At 72.8% G+C, this 17,140-nt stretch carries 15 protein-coding genes; 5 read left to right on the top strand and 10 right to left on the bottom strand.

Annotated features, from left to right (window positions below):
* Positions 1 to 70: 70 nt before the first annotated feature.
* Together KKR89_RS11955 and KKR89_RS11950 are read right to left on the bottom strand one after the other, a co-directional pair.
* Positions 71 to 802, bottom strand: coding sequence for a response regulator (locus KKR89_RS11955; protein WP_208195534.1), 732 nt, complete (start codon positions 800 to 802; stop codon positions 71 to 73).
* Positions 799 to 2,145 carry a sensor histidine kinase gene (locus KKR89_RS11950; RefSeq protein WP_208195533.1) on the bottom strand — a complete coding sequence of 449 codons (1,347 nt, stop codon included), beginning with the start codon at positions 2,143 to 2,145 and terminating at the stop codon, positions 799 to 801. The genes KKR89_RS11955 and KKR89_RS11950 overlap by 4 nt, the downstream gene beginning before the upstream one ends.
* A 188-nt stretch (positions 2,146 to 2,333) precedes the next feature.
* Between KKR89_RS11950 and KKR89_RS11945 the strand changes: the two genes are divergently transcribed.
* From KKR89_RS11945 to purE, 5 genes are all read left to right on the top strand, one after another.
* Positions 2,334 to 3,071 carry a response regulator transcription factor gene (locus KKR89_RS11945; RefSeq protein ID WP_208195532.1) on the top strand — a complete coding sequence of 246 codons (738 nt, stop codon included), beginning with the start codon at positions 2,334 to 2,336 and terminating at the stop codon, positions 3,069 to 3,071.
* Positions 3,072 to 3,074: 3 nt separating this feature from the next.
* Complete coding sequence (locus KKR89_RS11940; RefSeq protein WP_208195531.1) at positions 3,075 to 4,412, top strand: ATP-binding protein; 1,338 nt, start codon at positions 3,075 to 3,077, stop codon at positions 4,410 to 4,412.
* Positions 4,413 to 4,508: 96 nt separating this feature from the next.
* Positions 4,509 to 5,702, top strand: a complete 1,194-nt coding sequence (gene manA / locus KKR89_RS11935; RefSeq protein ID WP_208195530.1) for a mannose-6-phosphate isomerase, class I — start codon at positions 4,509 to 4,511, stop codon at positions 5,700 to 5,702.
* 49 nt (positions 5,703 to 5,751) lie between these two features.
* Positions 5,752 to 6,930 (top strand): 5-(carboxyamino)imidazole ribonucleotide synthase, encoded by a 1,179-nt coding sequence (locus tag KKR89_RS11930; protein WP_208195529.1) that lies wholly within the window; start codon positions 5,752 to 5,754, stop codon positions 6,928 to 6,930.
* Positions 6,931 to 6,938: 8 nt separating this feature from the next.
* Positions 6,939 to 7,487 carry a 5-(carboxyamino)imidazole ribonucleotide mutase gene (gene purE / locus KKR89_RS11925; protein WP_208195528.1) on the top strand — a complete coding sequence of 183 codons (549 nt, stop codon included), beginning with the start codon at positions 6,939 to 6,941 and terminating at the stop codon, positions 7,485 to 7,487.
* Positions 7,488 to 7,516: 29 nt separating this feature from the next.
* Here purE and KKR89_RS11920 read toward each other — a convergent pair whose 3' ends face one another.
* The 8 genes from KKR89_RS11920 to gmd all read right to left on the bottom strand — a co-directional run bounded on the left by KKR89_RS11920 (position 7,517) and on the right by gmd (position 17,007).
* The gene (locus tag KKR89_RS11920; RefSeq protein WP_208195527.1) at positions 7,517 to 8,554 is read right to left on the bottom strand and encodes an LCP family protein; all 1,038 of its coding nucleotides are present in this window, start codon (positions 8,552 to 8,554) and stop codon (positions 7,517 to 7,519) included.
* 455 nt (positions 8,555 to 9,009) lie between these two features.
* A complete protein-coding gene (locus tag KKR89_RS11915) occupies positions 9,010 to 10,188 on the bottom strand; it encodes an LCP family glycopolymer transferase (protein WP_251140873.1) in 1,179 nt (392 codons plus the stop codon).
* Positions 10,189 to 10,339: 151 nt separating this feature from the next.
* The gene (gene rfbB, locus KKR89_RS11910; RefSeq protein ID WP_208195769.1) at positions 10,340 to 11,335 is read right to left on the bottom strand and encodes a dTDP-glucose 4,6-dehydratase; all 996 of its coding nucleotides are present in this window, start codon (positions 11,333 to 11,335) and stop codon (positions 10,340 to 10,342) included.
* A gap of 132 nt (positions 11,336 to 11,467) precedes the next feature.
* Positions 11,468 to 12,709: an MATE family efflux transporter gene (locus KKR89_RS11905; protein WP_208195526.1), complete on the bottom strand. Its 1,242-nt coding sequence runs from the start codon at positions 12,707 to 12,709 to the stop codon at positions 11,468 to 11,470.
* Positions 12,706 to 13,830, bottom strand: coding sequence for a glycosyltransferase family 4 protein (locus KKR89_RS11900; protein WP_208195525.1), 1,125 nt, complete (start codon positions 13,828 to 13,830; stop codon positions 12,706 to 12,708). Before KKR89_RS11900 ends, KKR89_RS11905 begins: the two co-directional genes overlap by 4 nt.
* Positions 13,827 to 15,023, bottom strand: coding sequence for a DegT/DnrJ/EryC1/StrS family aminotransferase (locus KKR89_RS11895; RefSeq protein ID WP_208195524.1), 1,197 nt, complete (start codon positions 15,021 to 15,023; stop codon positions 13,827 to 13,829). The genes KKR89_RS11900 and KKR89_RS11895 overlap by 4 nt, the downstream gene beginning before the upstream one ends.
* Positions 15,020 to 15,964 carry a GDP-L-fucose synthase family protein gene (locus KKR89_RS11890; protein ID WP_208195523.1) on the bottom strand — a complete coding sequence of 315 codons (945 nt, stop codon included), beginning with the start codon at positions 15,962 to 15,964 and terminating at the stop codon, positions 15,020 to 15,022. The genes KKR89_RS11895 and KKR89_RS11890 overlap by 4 nt, the downstream gene beginning before the upstream one ends.
* Complete coding sequence (gene gmd / locus KKR89_RS11885; RefSeq protein ID WP_208195522.1) at positions 15,961 to 17,007, bottom strand: GDP-mannose 4,6-dehydratase; 1,047 nt, start codon at positions 17,005 to 17,007, stop codon at positions 15,961 to 15,963. Before gmd ends, KKR89_RS11890 begins: the two co-directional genes overlap by 4 nt.
* Positions 17,008 to 17,140: the final 133 nt, after the last annotated feature.

The following is a 17,140-nucleotide window of genomic DNA, read 5'->3' as shown; positions in this document are numbered from 1 at the left end:
GGGTCGTCGCGGCCGCGGCGTCATCCCCAGGCCGCAGGCCCGTCGTCCGGCGCGTCCCCCGCAGGTCGCGTCAGGACCCGGCGCGCACCAGCCCCGCCTCGTAGGCGACGACGACGGCCTGGACGCGGTCGCGCGCCCCGAGCTTCGCCAGGATGCGCCCGACGTGCGTCTTGACGGTCGCCTCGGCGACGTACAGGTCCTGCCCGATCTCGGTGTTGGACCGACCGCGCGCCATGAGCACCAGCACCTCGCGCTCACGCTCCGTGAGCTGGGCCACAGCCTGGTGCGCCGGGTGGTCGCTGACCGCCGGCGCGTCGTCGGGGAGGGCCGTGACCAGGTGCTCGAGCAGGCGACGCGTGCTGGACGGTGCGATCACCGCGTCGCCACGGTGCACGGTGCGGATCGCCGCGAGCATCTCCTCCGGCGGGGCGTCCTTGAGCAGGAAGCCGCTCGCACCGGCGCGGATCGCTGCCAGGACGTACTCGTCGAGGTCGAAGGTCGTCAGGACGATGACCTTGGGCGCCGGAGCGTCCGGTGTGGCGCGCGACACGATGCGCTCGGTCGCCTCGAGCCCGTCCATCGTCGGCATGCGCACGTCCATGAGGACGACGTCGACCGGGGCGGTCGCGGTCCGCGCCGCCGGGTCCAGGGCGCGCACGGCCTGCGCGCCGTCACCGGCCTCCAGGACGACCTCGAGGTCGGGCTGGGAGTCGATGACCATGCGGAACCCGGCACGGACGAGCTGCTGGTCGTCGACGAGGGCGACGCGGACGGTCGCCGCGTCGGGGAGCGGGGTGGTCACGGGAGACGTCCTCCGGCTGGGTCGTGGGTCGGTGCGGGTGTGGGCGTGGCGGTCTCGACGGCGCCGGGTGCCGGTGCCGTCGACGAGCCCGGGGTGGGCAGCGTCGCACGCACGCGGAAGCCGCCGCCGGGGCGCGGACCGGCGGTCACCGTGCCCCCGAACATGGTGGCGCGCTCGTGCATCCCCACCAGTCCCTGCCCGAGGCCGTCGGTGTCGGCAGCGGCGCCGCGCCCGTCGTCGCTGACCTCGAGCGTCACCGACGTGGGCTGCCACTGCAGCATGAGGGTGACGCCCGGGTCGGGCCCCGCGTGCTTGAGGACGTTGGTCAGGGACTCCTGCGCGATGCGGTAGACGGTCAGGCCGGCGCCGGGCGGCAGGTGACGGGGCGTGCCCAGGCGGACGAAGGACACCCGCATCCCGCTCGCGCGCACCTGCGCGACGAGCTGCTCGATGTCCTCGACGGCCGGCTGCGGCGTCGTCGTGGCCACGCCGGGTGCCGTACCGGCGTTCCCCGCACGCCCGGGGGCCCCCGCCCCGTCGGCTCCGGCGCGCCCCGGTCCGCCGGGCGTCGGTGCCTCGCGCAGCACCCCCAGCAGACGGCGCATGTCCGTCAGCGCGGCACGTCCCGTCTCGGCGATCGTGCCCAGCGAGCGGGTCGCGGCCTGCGGGTCCTGCGCGGCGGCGTACCGGCCGCCGTCGGCCTGCGCGATGATCACGGAGAGGCTGTGCGCCACGATGTCGTGCATCTCCCGCGCGATGCGCGAGCGCTCCGCCGCCGTCGCGATGATCGCCTGCTGGTCACGCTCGACCTCGAGCCGCTGGGCGCGGTCCACCAGGGCCTCGAGGTGCTCGCGCCGGCTGCGGCGCACGAGGCCGAACGCCCAGGCGACGAGGAAGATGCTGGCGATGAGCACCACGACCATCACCGCCACGGCCCGGCCGTACGGCATGACGAGGGCGGCGGCGACGACGAACGAGCCGACCATCGCGGCGACGATGCCGGTGCGGTGGGCCCAGCGCGGACCGTGCAGCGCGACCGAGTACAGGGCGAACGGCACGACGACGTCGACGGGGAGCACCGGGAAGCCGGCGACGACGTGCAGCAGCGCGCACGTGTACACGACCGTGACCGCCGCCGCCGGGCGCGTGCGGCGCCAGGCCACCGGTGCGACGACGCCGAGGACGCACAACGACACGAGCACCGCGCCGGCGCCGGACGCCCGAGTGCCCACAGCGGCGATGGACACGGGGACCAGCGCGAGCGTGAGGAGCACGGCGAGCGTGACGTCGACTCCGTGGCGATGGGTGTCCTCCCACTGCCACAACCGGTCCCACCACGACATCCCCTGAGCGTAGGTGCGGTGCGGGGCGTCGGCGTGCACCCGCGGGTGGACCTGGCGGGGGGCCGGTCCACCCGGGGGAGCAGGGGCGGGCGCATGCCGCCGCGCCGTGCGCGACGAACGAGAAGCTCGCGGCGCGTCCGGGACCGAGGGCTGGCCGCCAGGGGGAGTTCGTGACCTAGCATGGCCGAATGACGCAGGTGCTGCTGGCGGAGGACGACCCCGCGATTGCCGAGCCTTTGGCACGGGCACTGGGGCGTGAAGGTTACGACGTGCGCGTGCAAGGCACGGGTCAAGGCGCGATCGACGGTGCGGCGAGCGCCGACCTGGTGGTGCTCGACCTCGGCCTGCCGGACATGGACGGGCTCGACGTCGCCCGGGCGATCCGCAGCCAGGGCCTCACGACGCCCGTGCTGGTGCTGACCGCGCGCGCCGACGAGGTCGACCTGGTCGTCGGGCTCGACGCCGGCGCCGACGACTACGTCACCAAGCCCTTCCGTCTCGCCGAGCTGCTGGCACGGGTCCGCGCGCTGCTGCGCCGCACGGTCGGGGACCCGGCCGACGAGGACGAGCTGCACGCGCAGAACGTGCGCGTCGACGTCGCCGCGCACCGCGCCTTCCAGGGCGAGCGCGAGCTGCACCTGACGGCCAAGGAGTTCGACCTGCTCCGGGTCCTCGTCGCGGCGGCGGGCACCGTCGTGTCGCGTGAGACGCTCATGCGCGAGGTCTGGGGGTCCGACCCGACGGGCTCGACGAAGACGCTCGACATGCACGTGTCGTGGCTGCGCCGCAAGCTCGGCGACGACGCGAACGCACCCCGGTACATCTCGACCGTCCGTGGCATGGGCTTCCGGTTCGAGACCGGCAGCGCCGCCGACGCCGCCGCGGCGATGCCCGGTGCGGCCGCGGGGCCGCTCGACAAGGCCTGACGCGTGCGCCGTCGCGTCCTGCAGGCGACGATCGCCGCCGTCACGGTCGCCGTGGTCCTGCTCGGGTTCCCGCTCGCCTTCCTCGGCGCGCAGCTCGTGCGGGAGAACGCGCTGTACGGGCTCGAGGTCCGTGCCGAGTCGGTCGCCCGCACGGTCGACTTCCGGGTCGAGCAGCAGATCGCGCTCTCCGACCGCATGCTCGAGCCCTACACCGGCGGCGACGACGCCAGCGGTCCGGGTGGCGGGCTCCGCTCGACCGTCGTGGTGCGGACGCCCGACGGCGAGACCTACCGGGCCGGCCCGAACCTCGACCAGCGCCGGCTCACGGTCCAGAGCACCTCCGACACCGGGGCGACCGTGCTGCTCTACGTCTCGTGGTGGGACGTCTTCTGGATGTCGACCCAGGTCATCGCGCTCGTCGTGGTCGCCGCGGTCGTGGCGTTCGCGGCCGGGATCGCCATGGCGATCTGGCAGGCCAACCGCCTCGCGGCACCGCTGGTGTACCTCGCCGCCTCCGCCGAGCAGCTCGGGTCCGGGCAGGTCCGGCCCCAGCTCGAGCCGTCCGGTGTCGAGGAGATCGACCTGGTCGCCGCCGAGCTCGCCCGCAGCGCCGACCGGATGGCGGGCCGCCTTGCGGCGGAACGGCAGTTCGCCTCCGACGCGTCGCACCAGCTGCGCACGCCCCTGACGGCGCTGTCGATGCGGCTCGAGGAGATCATGCTCACCGCGGGCGAGGACGAGGTGCGCGAGGAGGCCCGCATCGCGCTCGAGCAGGTCGAGCGCCTCGTGCGCGTCGTCGACGACCTGCTCGCCGGGTCGCGTCGCGCCCAGGGCGGTACCACCGAGGCGATCTCCCTGCGTGAGGTCGCGCACCAGCAGGAGGAGGAGTGGGCGCCGACGTTCGCGGCGGCCGGTCGTCGCCTCGTCGTCGACGTCGACCCCGCCACGCAGGTGCTCGCGACGCCCGGTGCCCTCGCCCAGGTGCTGGCGACCCTCATCGAGAACTCCCTGAAGCACGGTGCGGGTACCACGACCGTGCGGTCACGCGCCGGCGGGTCGTCGCGCGCCGTCGTCGTCGAGGTGGGGGACGAGGGCGAGGGCGTGCCGGACGACCTCGCACCGCGCATCTTCGAGCGCGACGTCACGTCGGGCGCCGGCACGGGCCTGGGCCTGGCGCTCGCGCGCGACCTCGCGAGCGCGGACGGGGGTCGGCTCGAGCTCGCGCAGCGTCGGCCTGCGGTGTTCGCGCTCTTCCTCTCGGGGGTGCCCGCGTCGCTGCGGCCCGACGTGGTCCTGCCGCGCGGTGCCGTCGTCTCCGTCCGCCGGGACCGGCGGTGGTGACATGCGATTGAAAGGCGCAAGTCACACCCTTCCGGCGCCCCTCGCCCGCTAGGCTACCGACCAGGTCGTCAGGACCAGGAGAGGTGGGGAGCCAGCGTGCAGGGTCTCGAGCCGACGTTCCAGGCGTACGCCTGGGGGTCGACGACCGCGATCCCGGAGCTGCTGGGCTTCGCGCCCGGCACGGAGCCGGTCGCCGAGGCGTGGTTCGGTGGGCACCCGTCCTCCTCGTCGCGGTTGACCGGCCACGGGGGCGAGTCGCTGCACACGGCCATCGCGCGCCGGCCCGGTGCGCTCCTCGGCGCGGACGTGGCGTCGCGCTTCGGCGAGCAGCTGCCGTTCCTGCTCAAGGTCATCGCCGCCGTCCGGCCGCTGTCGCTGCAGGTGCACCCGAGCGTCGAGCTCGCGCAGGAAGGGTACGCGCGGGAGGACGCCCGCGGCGTCCCGCTGGATGACCCGCGGCGGTCGTACCGCGACCGCAACCACAAGCCGGAGCTGGTCTACGCGCTCACCGCGTTCGAGGCGCTGGTGGGTTTCCGCGCCCCGCGGCGCACCGCGGAGATCCTGCGCGGCCTCGAGCACCCCGTCGCGCGCCAGCTGCACAAGACGGTGACCGCGGACCCCAGCCCGACCGGGGTCCAGGAGGCCTTCACGCGCCTGGTCAGCGTGGGGACCCGGCCGACGCCGCGGGAGGTCAGGGAGCTCGCCGAGGAGTTCCGGGCGCGACTGCGCTCCGGTTCGCCCTCGCCGCGCACCGACCACGCCGTCGACCTCCTCGAGCATGCGTACCCGGGCGACCCCGGCGCCGTGACCGCGGTCCTGCTCAACCCCGTGACGCTGCGTCCCGGGGAGGCGCTCTTCGTGCCCGCCGGCGCGGTGCACGCGTACCTCGACGGGGTCGCCGTCGAGGTCATGGCCAACTCGGACAACGTGCTGCGTGCGGGGCTCACGGCGAAGCACGTCGACATCCCCGAGCTGCTGCGGGCAGTGGACTGCGTCGCCGCGCCGCCCATCCGCATCGCGCCCGAGCACGTGTACGACGCGACGGACGTGTACTACGTCCCGGTCGACGACTTCGAGCTCTCCGTCACGAGCGTGACCTCGTCCGGCGCCTGCCGGCTGCCGAGCAGCGGTCCCCGGGTGGTGCTGTGCATCGAGGGCCCGGTGCGGCTGCGGGCTGCGACGGGCGACGAGCTCGACCTGAGCACGGGCGGCGCGGCGTTCGTGCCCGCCGCCGACGGCGCGCTGACGGTCACGGGCGAGGGACGGCTGATCCAGGCCTCCGTCCCGTGACGCGGGACGGGCGCGGACACCTGCCTGGCAGCGGCTACCCTCGACGCCCGTGACACCTCCGACTGTGGCCGTCGTCGGCGGCGGGCAGCTCGCCCGCATGATGGCGGGCCCCGCGACCGCCCTGGGACTGCACCTGCGGGTCCTGGCCGAGGCCGCCGACGCCTCCGCGGCCCAGGCCGTCGCCGACGCCCCCGTGGGCGCTGCGTCGGACGTCGCCGCGGTGCTCGCGCTCGTCGACGGCGCCGACGTGCTGACGTTCGAGCACGAGCACGTCCCCTCACCGGTCCTGGAGGCGGTCGCGGCCCGCGGCGTCCCGGTGCACCCGGGCCCTGGCGCGCTGCTGCACGCCCAGGACAAGTCGGTGATGCGGCGGCGGCTCACCGAGCTCGGTGTGCCGTGTCCGCGGTGGTCGGCCGTCGGTGACATCGCCGACCTCGAGCGCTTCCGGGCCGTCGACGGCGGCCGGGCCGTCGTCAAGACGACCCGTGGCGGCTACGACGGCAAGGGCGTCCGTGTCGTCGTCGACGGACCGCTGCCCGACGACGTGCGCGGCTGGTGCGCCGCCGCGGCCGACGGGACCGGACCCGCGCTGCTGGTCGAGGAGCTCGTGCCCTTCAGCCGTGAGCTGGCCGTGCTGGTCGCCCGCACGCCGTCGGGACGCAGCACCGTGTGGCCCGTGGTCGAGTCGGTGCAGCGCGACGGCGTGTGTGCCGAGGTGGTCGCGCCCGCACCGGCGCTGCACCCCGGGACCGCTGCGCAGGCCGAGCGGATCGCCCGGACCGTGGCGGACGGTCTCGACGTGACCGGCGTGCTGGCGGTCGAGCTGTTCGAGGTGCCGGATCCCGAGGGCGGTGCGCCGCGGGTGCTCGTCAACGAGCTCGCCATGCGCCCTCACAACTCGGGGCACTGGACGATCGACGGCGCCGTGACCAGCCAGTTCGAGCAGCACCTGCGCGCGGTGCTCGATCTGCCCCTGGGTGACGTGGCACCTGTCGCGCGATGGACCGTCATGGTCAACCTCCTCGGCAGCGCGCTCGAGGACCCCACCGACGCGCTGCGGGACGTCCTCGGCGCCGACCCCGGCGCCAAGGTGCACCTCTACGGCAAGGCAGTGCGTCCAGGACGCAAGCTGGGGCACGTCAACGTGTCCGGCGACGACCTGGACGACGTCCGTGCGCGGGCGCGCGCGGCGGTCGCGCGACTGCGCGGCGAGAGCACCGAGAGCTGAGGGACGAGATGAGCGACGACACGTCCGGTGGCACCCAGGTCGGCATCGTCATGGGGTCTGACTCCGACTGGCCCGTGATGCAGGCCGCAGCGGACGCGCTCGCCGAGTTCGGCGTGGCCGTCGAGGTCGACGTCGTGTCGGCGCACCGCCAGCCCGACAAGATGGTCGCCTACGGCCGTGAGGCAGCCGGCCGCGGGCTGCGCGTGGTCGTCGCCGGCGCCGGGGGAGCGGCGCACCTGCCGGGCATGCTCGCGGCGGTGACGCCGCTGCCGGTCATCGGCGTGCCGGTGCCGCTCGCCCACCTCGACGGCATGGACTCCCTGCTGTCCATCGTCCAGATGCCCGCGGGCGTGCCCGTCGCCACGGTGTCGGTGGGCGGCGCACGCAACGCGGGACTGCTGGCCGTGCGCATCCTGGCGTCCGGCTCGGGGCCCGAGGCCGACCGGCTGCGGACCGCGATGCTGGGCTTCCAGGAAGGCCTGCGCGAGCAGGCCGACGCCAAGGGCGAGCGCCTGCGCGCCCGGACCACCCGACCTGCGGTGGGCTTCTCCGCCTGATCTCCGCGACCGCGGTGCGCGCGGCCCGGCTAGGCGCCGGGGACCCCGCCCACCTGCCCCGGCGGGAGCGAGCCGTCGCGGATGGCGGCGAAGAACTCGGGGGTCGCCTCGGGGTCGAGCAGCACGGTCGACCCGATGCCCCCGGGGCGGTGGTCCATGCTCGCGATCGGCGGCGTGCCCGTGATGCCGCCCTCCGCGTTCGCAGCCCGGAACGCCAATGCCAGTCGGGCGACGTCCAGCACGCCGGCGTCCTCGTCGAACGTCAGGGCCCCCGTCCCCGCGTCGACGAGGGCGACCTGCCCGCGGGGGTCGAGCACGAGCGAGCTCGGGCTGACCTTGCCCATGACCGCACCGATCAGCTGACGCTGCCGCAAGGCACGACCGACGTCACCCTGCGGGTCCGCCTTGCGCATGCGGGCGAACGACAGGGCAGCAGGCCCGTCGACGTCGTGGCAGCCGGCGGTCCACACCATGCCGGAGTCCGGGTCGTCGACGTCGCCGTCGTAGCAGAGGTTCACGCCGCCGACGGCGTCCACGAGGTGCGAGACGCCCCCCATGCCGATCTCGGCGTAGTGGTCGACCGTGAGCCCGGTGAGGCCCTCGACGGTCTGCACCAGCAACGGCGCCCCGCCCCACGCGAACGCGGAGTTGAGCTTCGAGCCGCCGCGTCCCGGCACCTCGACGTAGGAGTCGCGAGGCAGCGAGATCATCGCCGTCGGGCCGCTCGTCGGGACGTGCAGCAGCAGGATCGTGTCGGTCCGCTGCCCCTCGGTGCCGTCCTCGGCGATGCCGCCCTCGCCGCCTCGGGCATCCGTGCCCGCGAGCAGGTACGTGGTGCCGGGCGTGTCCGTCGCTCCGGAGAGAGCGGGCGTGTGCTGAAGAAGGCCGCTCGCCCAGACCAGCAGACCGACGGGCCACGCCACGAGCGCCACGAGCGCCACGAGCGCGATGATCGCCACGGTGCGGCCGCGGCGCAGCCGGCGGCGCGACGCGGACACCACGCCCGGGGCGTCCGCATCCGGCAGGGTGGGCGCCGGTGCGGAGGACCGGAACCCCGGACGCGGCATGGTCGAGCGCGGTGCCGCCCGGCCCGGTGCGGTCGACGCGCCGGCCGCGCGCCCAGGCCGGCGGTCCCCGGCTGCGGGAGCGAACGAGGCCGGGGGGCCGCCCGTGGGCGTCGCGGTCCGGCCGACGGGGGTGCCCTCGGGCGCGGCGCCCCGACGGGCTGTGCCCGTGCGCGCCGTCGTGGCGCTGCGCGGTGCGGGTGGTGGCGTGCCGCGGGGACTGCGAGCCCCGGGCGGCGGCATGCTGCTGCGCGTGACGGACGGGGGCGGTGGCGTGCCGCGCCCGCCGCCACCCGAGGGGGTCGCCGGCCGGGCGACCCGTGCAGGTGCGGCGGGACGAGCCGTCGACCGGCCGACCACGCGGGCGTCGTCGGCTCCGGGGCGGGGGCGTCCGGGCTCGGGTGCGAAGCTGGGGGGAGGAGTCGCGTCCTCGTCGCGGCGGCCAGGCATGCGCCCGCTCAGCAGCTCGTGGACGCGTCCGCGGCCGTGAACGCGTCGACGCCGGGCGTCTTGCTCTCGGTCGGGGTCGGCTCGGTCACGGGCGGCGCGGTCGGGGTCGCGTTCCCGGGCTCGGTCGCAGCGGGGACGTCCGTCACCTCGGGGGCCTCCGGCACCTGCGGGACGTCCGGCACGCCGAGCATCGGGACGTCGGCGGCGATGTTCGCCCACAGCTCGTCGGCGGCGGACGTCCACTCGATCCGGTTCTTGTCGCTGCGGGCGGGCGCCCACGGCACGGTCATGAACGTGATGTTCTCACGGTCGATGCCCCGCAGGCTGAAGGCGAGGCCGGTGAGGTCGACGACCGACAGGTTCGTCGTCACCGACTGCGTCGCGGCACTGAGGAACTGCAGCAGCTGCCCGGCGTCGGTGAGCAGGTTCTTCGAGAGCACCTCGTTCGCGACGTTGGCGACGAGCGTCTGCTGGCGGCCCGCACGCATGGTGTCCGAGCCGTCGAAGCCCGTCCCGTGCCGGGCGCGCGCGTACTGCAGCGCCGTCACCCCGTCGAGCACGTGCTGACCGGCGGTGATGTTGAGCCCCGTGTACGTGTCGTAGTGGTCCTCCGCGATGCACATGGGGACACCGCCGATCGCGTTCACCATGTTCTGGAACCCGGCGAAGTCGACCACCACGACATTGGTGATGGGGACGCCCGTGTTCGCCTGCACGGTGCTCACGGTGCACGCGGCGGCGGAGTCGAGGTCGCCGCCCTGGTCCCAGCCGGTGGCGAAGGCGGAGTTGAGCATCGCGCTCTTCTGCGCGCGCGTCGTCTGGCCGTTCGTGAGCGTGCAGCTGGGGATCTCGACGAGCGAGTCGCGCGGGAGCGAGACCATCTCGACGCGCGAGCGGTCAGCCGACACGTGCACGAGGATCGTCGTGTCCGACCGCATCCCCTCCTCCGCGCCGCCGATCTGCTCGTTGACGCCGTCGCGCTGGTCGGACCCGAGGATCAGGACGTTGACGGGCTGACCGGCGTGCGCGTCCGACGGGTCGGGCGTGGCGGTGGGCCCCGCCTCGACCAGCCCGCCCAGGTCGAGCTGCTCGACGTTCCCGCTCATGCGCGAGGCCACCGCTGCGGCCCCGGCGGCGCCGAACACGACGACCGTCGTGACGGCGAGCGCGACCCCGCGCAGGACCACGTGGGAGGCGTGGGACCTGGCGTGTCGCGGCGCGCGGGCTCGCCGGACGGCAGCATGGCGGGAGGTCACGAACCTGATCGTAGGTCGCGCGCGTGCGCCCAGGTGGGGGGTCGCCCGGTGACGGCGTGGAGGATTCGTGGAGAAGGGCGCGTCAGCGTCCGAGGACGGTGTACTTCGCCTCCGTGGCGTCCTTCTGCGGCCGCCACCACGCCTCCTGCGCCCGGTACCAGTCGATCGTCGCCGCGAGGCCGTCGCGGAACGTCGTGTAGCGCGGCTCCCAGCCGAGCTCGGTGCGCAGCTTCGACGCGTCGATCGCGTACCGCAGGTCGTGACCCGGGCGGTCGTTGACGTGGTCGTACGCGTCCGCCGGCTGGCCCATGAGCTCGAGGATGAGCTCGACGACGCTCTTGTTGTCCATCTCGCCGTCGGCGCCGATGAGGTACGTCTCGCCGAGCCGGCCCTTCTCGATGATCGACCAGACCGCGGAGTTGTGGTCGTCGACGTGGATCCAGTCGCGCACGTTCTCGCCGGTGCCGTAGAGCTTGGGGCGCACACCGTCGATGACGTTCGTGATCTGCCGCGGGATGAACTTCTCCACGTGCTGGTACGGCCCGTAGTTGTTCGAGCAGTTCGAGATCGTCGCGCGGACACCGAAGCTCCGCGCCCACGCGCGGACGAGCATGTCGGACGCCGCCTTGGTCGACGAGTACGGGCTCGACGGGTTGTAGGGCGTGTCCGGCGTGAACTTGGCCGGGTCGTCGAGCTCGAGGTCGCCGTAGACCTCGTCCGTCGACACGTGGTGGTAGCGCACGTCGTGGCGGCGCACGGCCTCGAGCAGCTGGTACGTGCCGATCACGTTGGTGCGCAGGAACGGCCACGGGTCGTGCAGGGAGTTGTCGTTGTGCGACTCGGCCGCGAAGTGGACGACGAGGTCGACGTCCTTCACCAGGCCGTCGACGATGTCGGGGTCCGCGATGTCGCCCTTGGCGAAGACGATCCTGCCGTCCACCGGGTCCAGGCTGCGCTCGTCGCCGGCATAGGTCAGCGCGTCGAGCACGGTGACCTGCACGTCCGAGCGCTCGCGCACCGTCTGGTGGACGAAGTTGGAGCCGATGAAACCGGCGCCGCCGGTGACGAGCACGTGCACGGGTGCAACCTCCGAGGGGATCGTTGAGGGCATCAGCCTAGCGCCGCTCAACGGCCTCGGACGGGCGCGCCCCCGTCTGCCGTCGCGCCGGATGGTGACGGGACCGGGCCGCCGTGAGCAGGGAGAGCGGCATTACACCAGGTGGCGCCGCGCCATCGCGATGACGTTGACGGACTCGCACAGCTCGAGCGCCACCATCACCAGTGCGACTGTGGGGATGTCGATCCGGCCGGTCACGACGAGCGCTCCGAGGGCGAGGACTGCCACGGCCGTGCGAGCGACCAGGACGATGGACTCCTGCCGCATCGCGCGCGACGACCGCGCCACGCACGCGGTCATGCCGAGGATGTTGATCGTGTAGAGCGTCGCCCACACCGCGAAGACCGCCCCCTCGCCCAGGACGTAGTGGTACTTGGGGCCGAGCACCTGAACGACGAGCCATCCCGAGCACACGAAGGACAGCGGCAGGGCGAGCAGCAGCACCGGTACGGCACGCCTCAGGTGACGGCGCACGTCCACGCCCGAGGCGGCGCGAACGGTGGCCGGCAGCACGATGCTCTGCAGCACGAACACCGCCTGGACGGCCAGGAGGAGCGAGCCGGAGAAGTAGGCGGTGTACTGCGCGTACTGCGCGTCGTCGCCGCCGATGCGCAGGGCGAACTTGTCGATGTACATCATGGCGACGGCGAACACCGTGGTCGGCGCCGAGTACCGCGCGAACGCGAGGAGCTGCCGACCCGTGCCTGCGCTCACCCGCCACGGAGCGGTGCCTCGGTGCAGGACGGCGAGGTAGGCGCCGACGGCGACGAGTGCCGCGAGCACGGCCGTACCGGCGAACACGTTCCACGTCGGCCGCCCGAGGACCAGGACAGCGACGGCCGCGCCACCGACGATGACGGCCGCCTCGGCGAACTTCACCGCCGCCACCGCGCCGATCCGCCCGTGCGCGGCCGACAGTCGTTCGACGATGGCCCGCCAACCTGTCGCGACACCGAACGCCGCCGCCATGAGCACGAGCACCCGCGTCGACCTCGTGGCCCCGGCCAGCGGGTCCGCGACGAGGAGCGCGACGACGCCGGCACCGACGGCGAGTGCGGCGGTGACCGCGAGCACGCTGCCCACGATGACACCACGGTCCTCCGGGGACCGCCCCGCGAGAAGCCGCGGCGCGGCGAGCTCGAGCCCCGCCACCGTGAGGATGAACCACACCTGGGACAGCGCGAGGACGAACCCGAAGTCGGCGAAGTCGCTCGTGGAGGCCGAGCGGGCGACGACCGCGCTCAGGGCGAACATGCCGACGCCGGAGGCCGCGCCGCCGACCAACGACAGCAACGACATCCGGCGCAGCGCTGCCGACTGCGCGACCTCGCTCATGCGGCTCGGGCCAGCGCCTTGTCGAACACGTCGAGCGTGCGGTCGGCGGTCGTGGCCCAGGAGAACCGGGCCGCCTGCTCCCGCCCGAGCTCCGCGGCCCGTCGCATCCGCCCGGGGTCGGTGGCCACCACGGTCATGCCCGCGGCGATGGACTCCAGCGAGTGCGGGTCGACGTACAGGGCGGCGTCGCCGCCGACCTCCCGGTAGACGGGGATGTCGCTGAGCAGGACGGGCAGGCCGATGAGCATCGCGTCGAGCGCCGGCAGGCAGAACCCGTCGTGGAAGGAGGGGATCGCCAGGGCCGCCGCGCTGGCGAGCAGCCGGTCCATCTCCTCCGTGGTGACCCACCCGCGCAGGTCGACCCAGTCCTGCATCTCGACCTCCTCGACGACCGGGATCAGCGGGTCGTCGCCCTTGCTGCCCGTGACGACCAGGCGCGGGCGCACGTCCTCGGGGACGAGGGGGAGCGCCCGGATGAGGGAGGCCCAGTTCTTGTGACCGAGGCGGTTGCCGGTGGCCAGGATCATGTTCTCCGGCGTCCCGGTACGGAGGCGACCTGCCGACTCGCGCACGGAACCAGCGAGCGGGATCACGTCGAGGCGCTCGCGCGGGAACCGCAGGTAGGTGTCGATGTCGCGTGCAGATGACTGGCTGATCGTGATCATCCGCGTCGCGTTCTTCGCGACCATGGACTCCATCCACTGCGCAGGCTTGACGAACAGCTGCGACGGCATGTGCTCGGGATTCGTCCAGTACAACAGGTCGTGCATCGACACGACCGTCGGCACCCTCGAGCTGCGCGGTCCGAGGAGCGACGGGCAATGGATCAGGTCCGCGCGGAGGCGGTCCGCCCAGCGCGACACGCCCTGGAGCTCTGCCCACGACCACCGGAACCGGTTGAGACCGGCGATGTTGCCGCTGACGCCCGAGTCGACCACGGGCCCCGGGAACCAGTCCGGGCTCGAGGCTGCGAACTCGGTGCTCGCCAGCGCGGTGAACGTGAAGCGGTCGGTGCCGCGCAGCGCCGAGTACAGCTCGCGGGCGTACGTCTCGATCCCGCCCTTGGTGCCGGTCCAGAACAGCATGTCCACCAGGACGTGGGGGCGCTTCGACGTCGTCATGCGCCGACGACCTCGTCGAGGACCGACGCGAGCAGGTCGAGCTCGGCGTCGAGGTCACCCTCACGGTTGCCGATGAACAGCCCGTTCGTGTCGATGAGGTCGGCGTTGCGCAGGGTGCCGTGCACCTCGTGGTCGAGCCACCGCATGACCGGGTTCTTGGCGAAGTTGCCCGCCACGATCGGGCGGCACTCGATGCCGGCAGCCTGGAACGCCCGTACGAGGTCGGAGCGGCCGAAGGACGCGCCCGGGCGCACCACCATGCTGAACCCGAACCAGCTCGCCTCGCCGATCTCGCGCTGCGTCATCAGCTGAGGGTAGCGGGACAGGATCTCGAGGTATCGGGCCGCGTTGCGGCGGCGGTCCGCGACGAAACCGGGGAGCTTCGCGATCTGCTCGATGCCCACGGCCGCGCTCATCTCCAGCGGTCGAACGCTGTAGCCCGGCAGGACGAACTTGAACGACTCCTCGAACGGGTCGTCACTCTTCTCACCCGTGACCTGGTTGAACTTAGGGAGGTTGCGCGTCCACCCGTGCGCCCGCAGCGAGAGAAGGATGTGGTACAGCTCCTCGTCGGCGGTGCAGATGACGCCCCCCTCCATCGTCGAGATGTGGTGGGAGAAGAAGCTGCTGAAGGTGCCCATGAGCCCGTGGGTCCCGCACTGCCGGTCACCGAAGGTGGCGCCCAGCGACTCGCAGTTGTCCTCGACGATGTCGATGCCGCGCGGTTCGCACAGGGCGCGGATCCTGTCGAAGTCGTTCGCGTTGCCCAGCAGGTTCACGACCATCACGAGCCGGGTCCGGTCCGTGATGGCTGCCTCGAGCGCGTCCAGGTCGTAGTTGAGCGTCTCGGCGTCGATGTCGACGAACTTCAGCCGCAGGCCGTACTGGCTCAGGGGGTAGTACGTCGTCGGCCACGACACGGCCGGGACGATGACCTCGTCACCGGGCGCGAGCGCGTCGGACCTGCGGTAGCGCAGGGCGGCCGTCATGAGGAGGTTGGCGGTGCTGCCCGAGTTTACGGCCACGCAGTACGGGGTGCCCAGGAAGTCGGCGAACACCCGCTCGTACTCGGCGGTCTCGGCAGACATCGTGAACTGACCGCTCGCGATGACGCGCTGCAGCGCGGCGTGCTCGGCGTCGTCCCACGTGGACTGCGACAGGGAATAGCGAACTTCTGGCTGCGACGCCGTCATGCAGAGGTCTCCGTTACAGGGGCTTGTCGTTGCTGCTCGACGTACCACCGCCACGTCGAGCGCATGCCGTCCTCGAGCGAGTGCCGAGGTTGCCAGCCGAGATCGTGCATCCGGCTCGTGTCGAGCTCGCGGCGCAGGACACCCTCGGGCTTTGTGGCATCGAAGGCTATCGCACCGCGGAATCCGACGACCGACGCCGCGAGCTCTGCGAGCTCGCGGATCGACGTGTCGCCGCGCGGACCGACGTTGACGACCGACGGTGGCCGTTCCAGGCCGAGGAGCACCAGGCACGCCTCCGCCAGGTCGTCGGCGAGCAGCAGCTGGCGGCGCTGGTTGCCCGAGCCCCAGACGACCACCTCGTCGGCGCCGGTCGTGACCGCGTCGCCGAACCGGCGCAGCGTCGCAGCGACGACGTGCGCGGTCTCGAGGTCGAAGCGATCACCCGGTCCGTAGAGGTTGCACGGCATCACGGAGTGGTATGTGACGCCGTACTCGGCGTGGTACGCGTCGCACAGCGTGGTGCCCACCAGTTTGGCGAGCCCGTAGGAGCGGGTCCCCTCGTCGAGCGCGGCCGTCCCGAGGGACGCCTCGGTGATCGGCTGCGGCGCGTCGGCCGGGTACGCGTTCGCACTGCCAATGAACAGCAGGCGGCGGACCCCGGCGGCGAGGCTCGCGGCCAGGACGTTCGACTGGATCAGCAGGTTCTCGTCGAGGAACTCGACCGGGCGAGCGAGGTTCGCGCCCAGACCGCCGACGCGTCCCGCCGCGAGCACGACCACGTCGGGTTTCGCGGCGGCCAGCGCGGCGAACGTCCGTGCTCGGTCACGGTAGTCGACACGCTCGCTGCCTTGGACCGTGTCGTCCCCGTGGCGCAGGACCGCACGACGGAGTGCCGAACCGACCAGCCCGCGGTGACCGGCGAGATAGATGCGGCGTGTCAATCGTTGGCCCCGGACCGCGGCGCCACCGCGTGGCCCGCGTCGCGCAGCGTGCGCTCCTGACGGGCCAGCTCCAGGTCGTTGTCGATCATCAGCTGCACGAGGTGGTCGATGCCGACCTTGGGCTCCCACCCGAGCACCGTGCGTGCCTTCGTCGCGTCGCCCTGCAGGGCCTCCACCTCGGCGGGGCGGAAGTACCGGGGATCGATCTCGACGTGCTTCTCCCAGTCGAGGTCCAGCCGGCCGAAGACCTTCTCCACGAACTCGCGCACGGAGTACATCTGGCCGGTCGCCACCACGAAGTCGTCGGGGACATCGTGCTGGAGGATCAGCCACATCGCCTCGACGTAGTCCTTCGCGTGGCCCCAGTCGCGCTTCGCGTCGAGGTTGCCGAGGTACAGCTTCTCCTGCAGCCCGAGCGAGATCCGCGTCGCAGCACGTGTGATCTTGCGCGTCACGAAGGTCTCGCCGCGACGCTCGGACTCGTGGTTGAAGAGGATGCCGTTGGACGCGAACATGCCGTACGACTCGCGGTAGTTGATCGTCTGCCAGTACGAGAAGAGCTTGGCCACCGCGTACGGGCTGCGCGGGTGCATGACGGACGTCTCCGACTGCGGGGGCGGCGTCGACCCGAACTGCTCGGACGTGCCGGCCTGGTAGAACCGGACGTTCTGACCGGTCCGCTGAGAGAAGTCGCGGATCGCCTCGAGCAGGCGCAAGGTGCCGAGCGCGTCCACGTCCGCGGTGTACTCGGACTGGAAGAACGACACGCCGACGTGGGACTGCGCCGCGAGGTTGTAGACCTCGACGGGCGCCACCTTCTCGAGGATGTGCCGCAGGCCGGTGCCGTCACTCAGGTCGCCGTAGTGCAGGAACAGGCGGGCGTCGGACTCGTGGGGGTCCTTGTACAGGTGCTCGATGCGGTCGGTGCTGAAGGTGCTGGACCGTCGGACGATCCCGTGCACCTCGTAGCCCTTGTCGAGCAGGAGCTCCGCCAGGTACGAGCCGTCCTGCCCCGTGATACCGGTCACCAGTGCCTTTTTCATGGGCTGCACTCTATCGGCGCGGCGGGTAGGGGTGGGACGGCCCGGCACGGGTCGCGCGGGTCCGCGCGCCCGGGGCCGTCGCCGCCACGCCCGCCGCGGTCCTTGACCCGCCCCGCAGCGGGGGCTGACACTG

It is taken from the genome of Cellulomonas dongxiuzhuiae, assembly GCF_018623035.1.
Classification (GTDB): Bacteria; Actinomycetota; Actinomycetes; order Actinomycetales; family Cellulomonadaceae; genus Cellulomonas; species Cellulomonas dongxiuzhuiae.
This window is presented reverse-complemented; position numbering and strand designations above follow the sequence as displayed.

What these genes read in the sequence shown, in the direction of transcription:
- purE (WP_208195528.1), top strand. Translation starts at nt 6,939, where the DNA reads ATGAGCGACGACACGTCCGGTGGCACCCAGGTCGGCATCGTCATGGGG.
- KKR89_RS11920 (WP_208195527.1), bottom strand. Translation starts at nt 8,554, where the DNA reads ATGCCGCGTCCGGGGTTCCGGTCCTCCGCACCGGCGCCCACCCTGCCG.
- KKR89_RS11945 (WP_208195532.1), top strand. Translation starts at nt 2,334, where the DNA reads ATGACGCAGGTGCTGCTGGCGGAGGACGACCCCGCGATTGCCGAGCCT.
- gmd (WP_208195522.1), bottom strand. Translation starts at nt 17,007, where the DNA reads ATGAAAAAGGCACTGGTGACCGGTATCACGGGGCAGGACGGCTCGTAC.
- KKR89_RS11905 (WP_208195526.1), bottom strand. Translation starts at nt 12,709, where the DNA reads ATGAGCGAGGTCGCGCAGTCGGCAGCGCTGCGCCGGATGTCGTTGCTG.
- KKR89_RS11895 (WP_208195524.1), bottom strand. Translation starts at nt 15,023, where the DNA reads ATGACGGCGTCGCAGCCAGAAGTTCGCTATTCCCTGTCGCAGTCCACG.
- KKR89_RS11950 (WP_208195533.1), bottom strand. Translation starts at nt 2,145, where the DNA reads ATGTCGTGGTGGGACCGGTTGTGGCAGTGGGAGGACACCCATCGCCAC.
- KKR89_RS11900 (WP_208195525.1), bottom strand. Translation starts at nt 13,830, where the DNA reads ATGACGACGTCGAAGCGCCCCCACGTCCTGGTGGACATGCTGTTCTGG.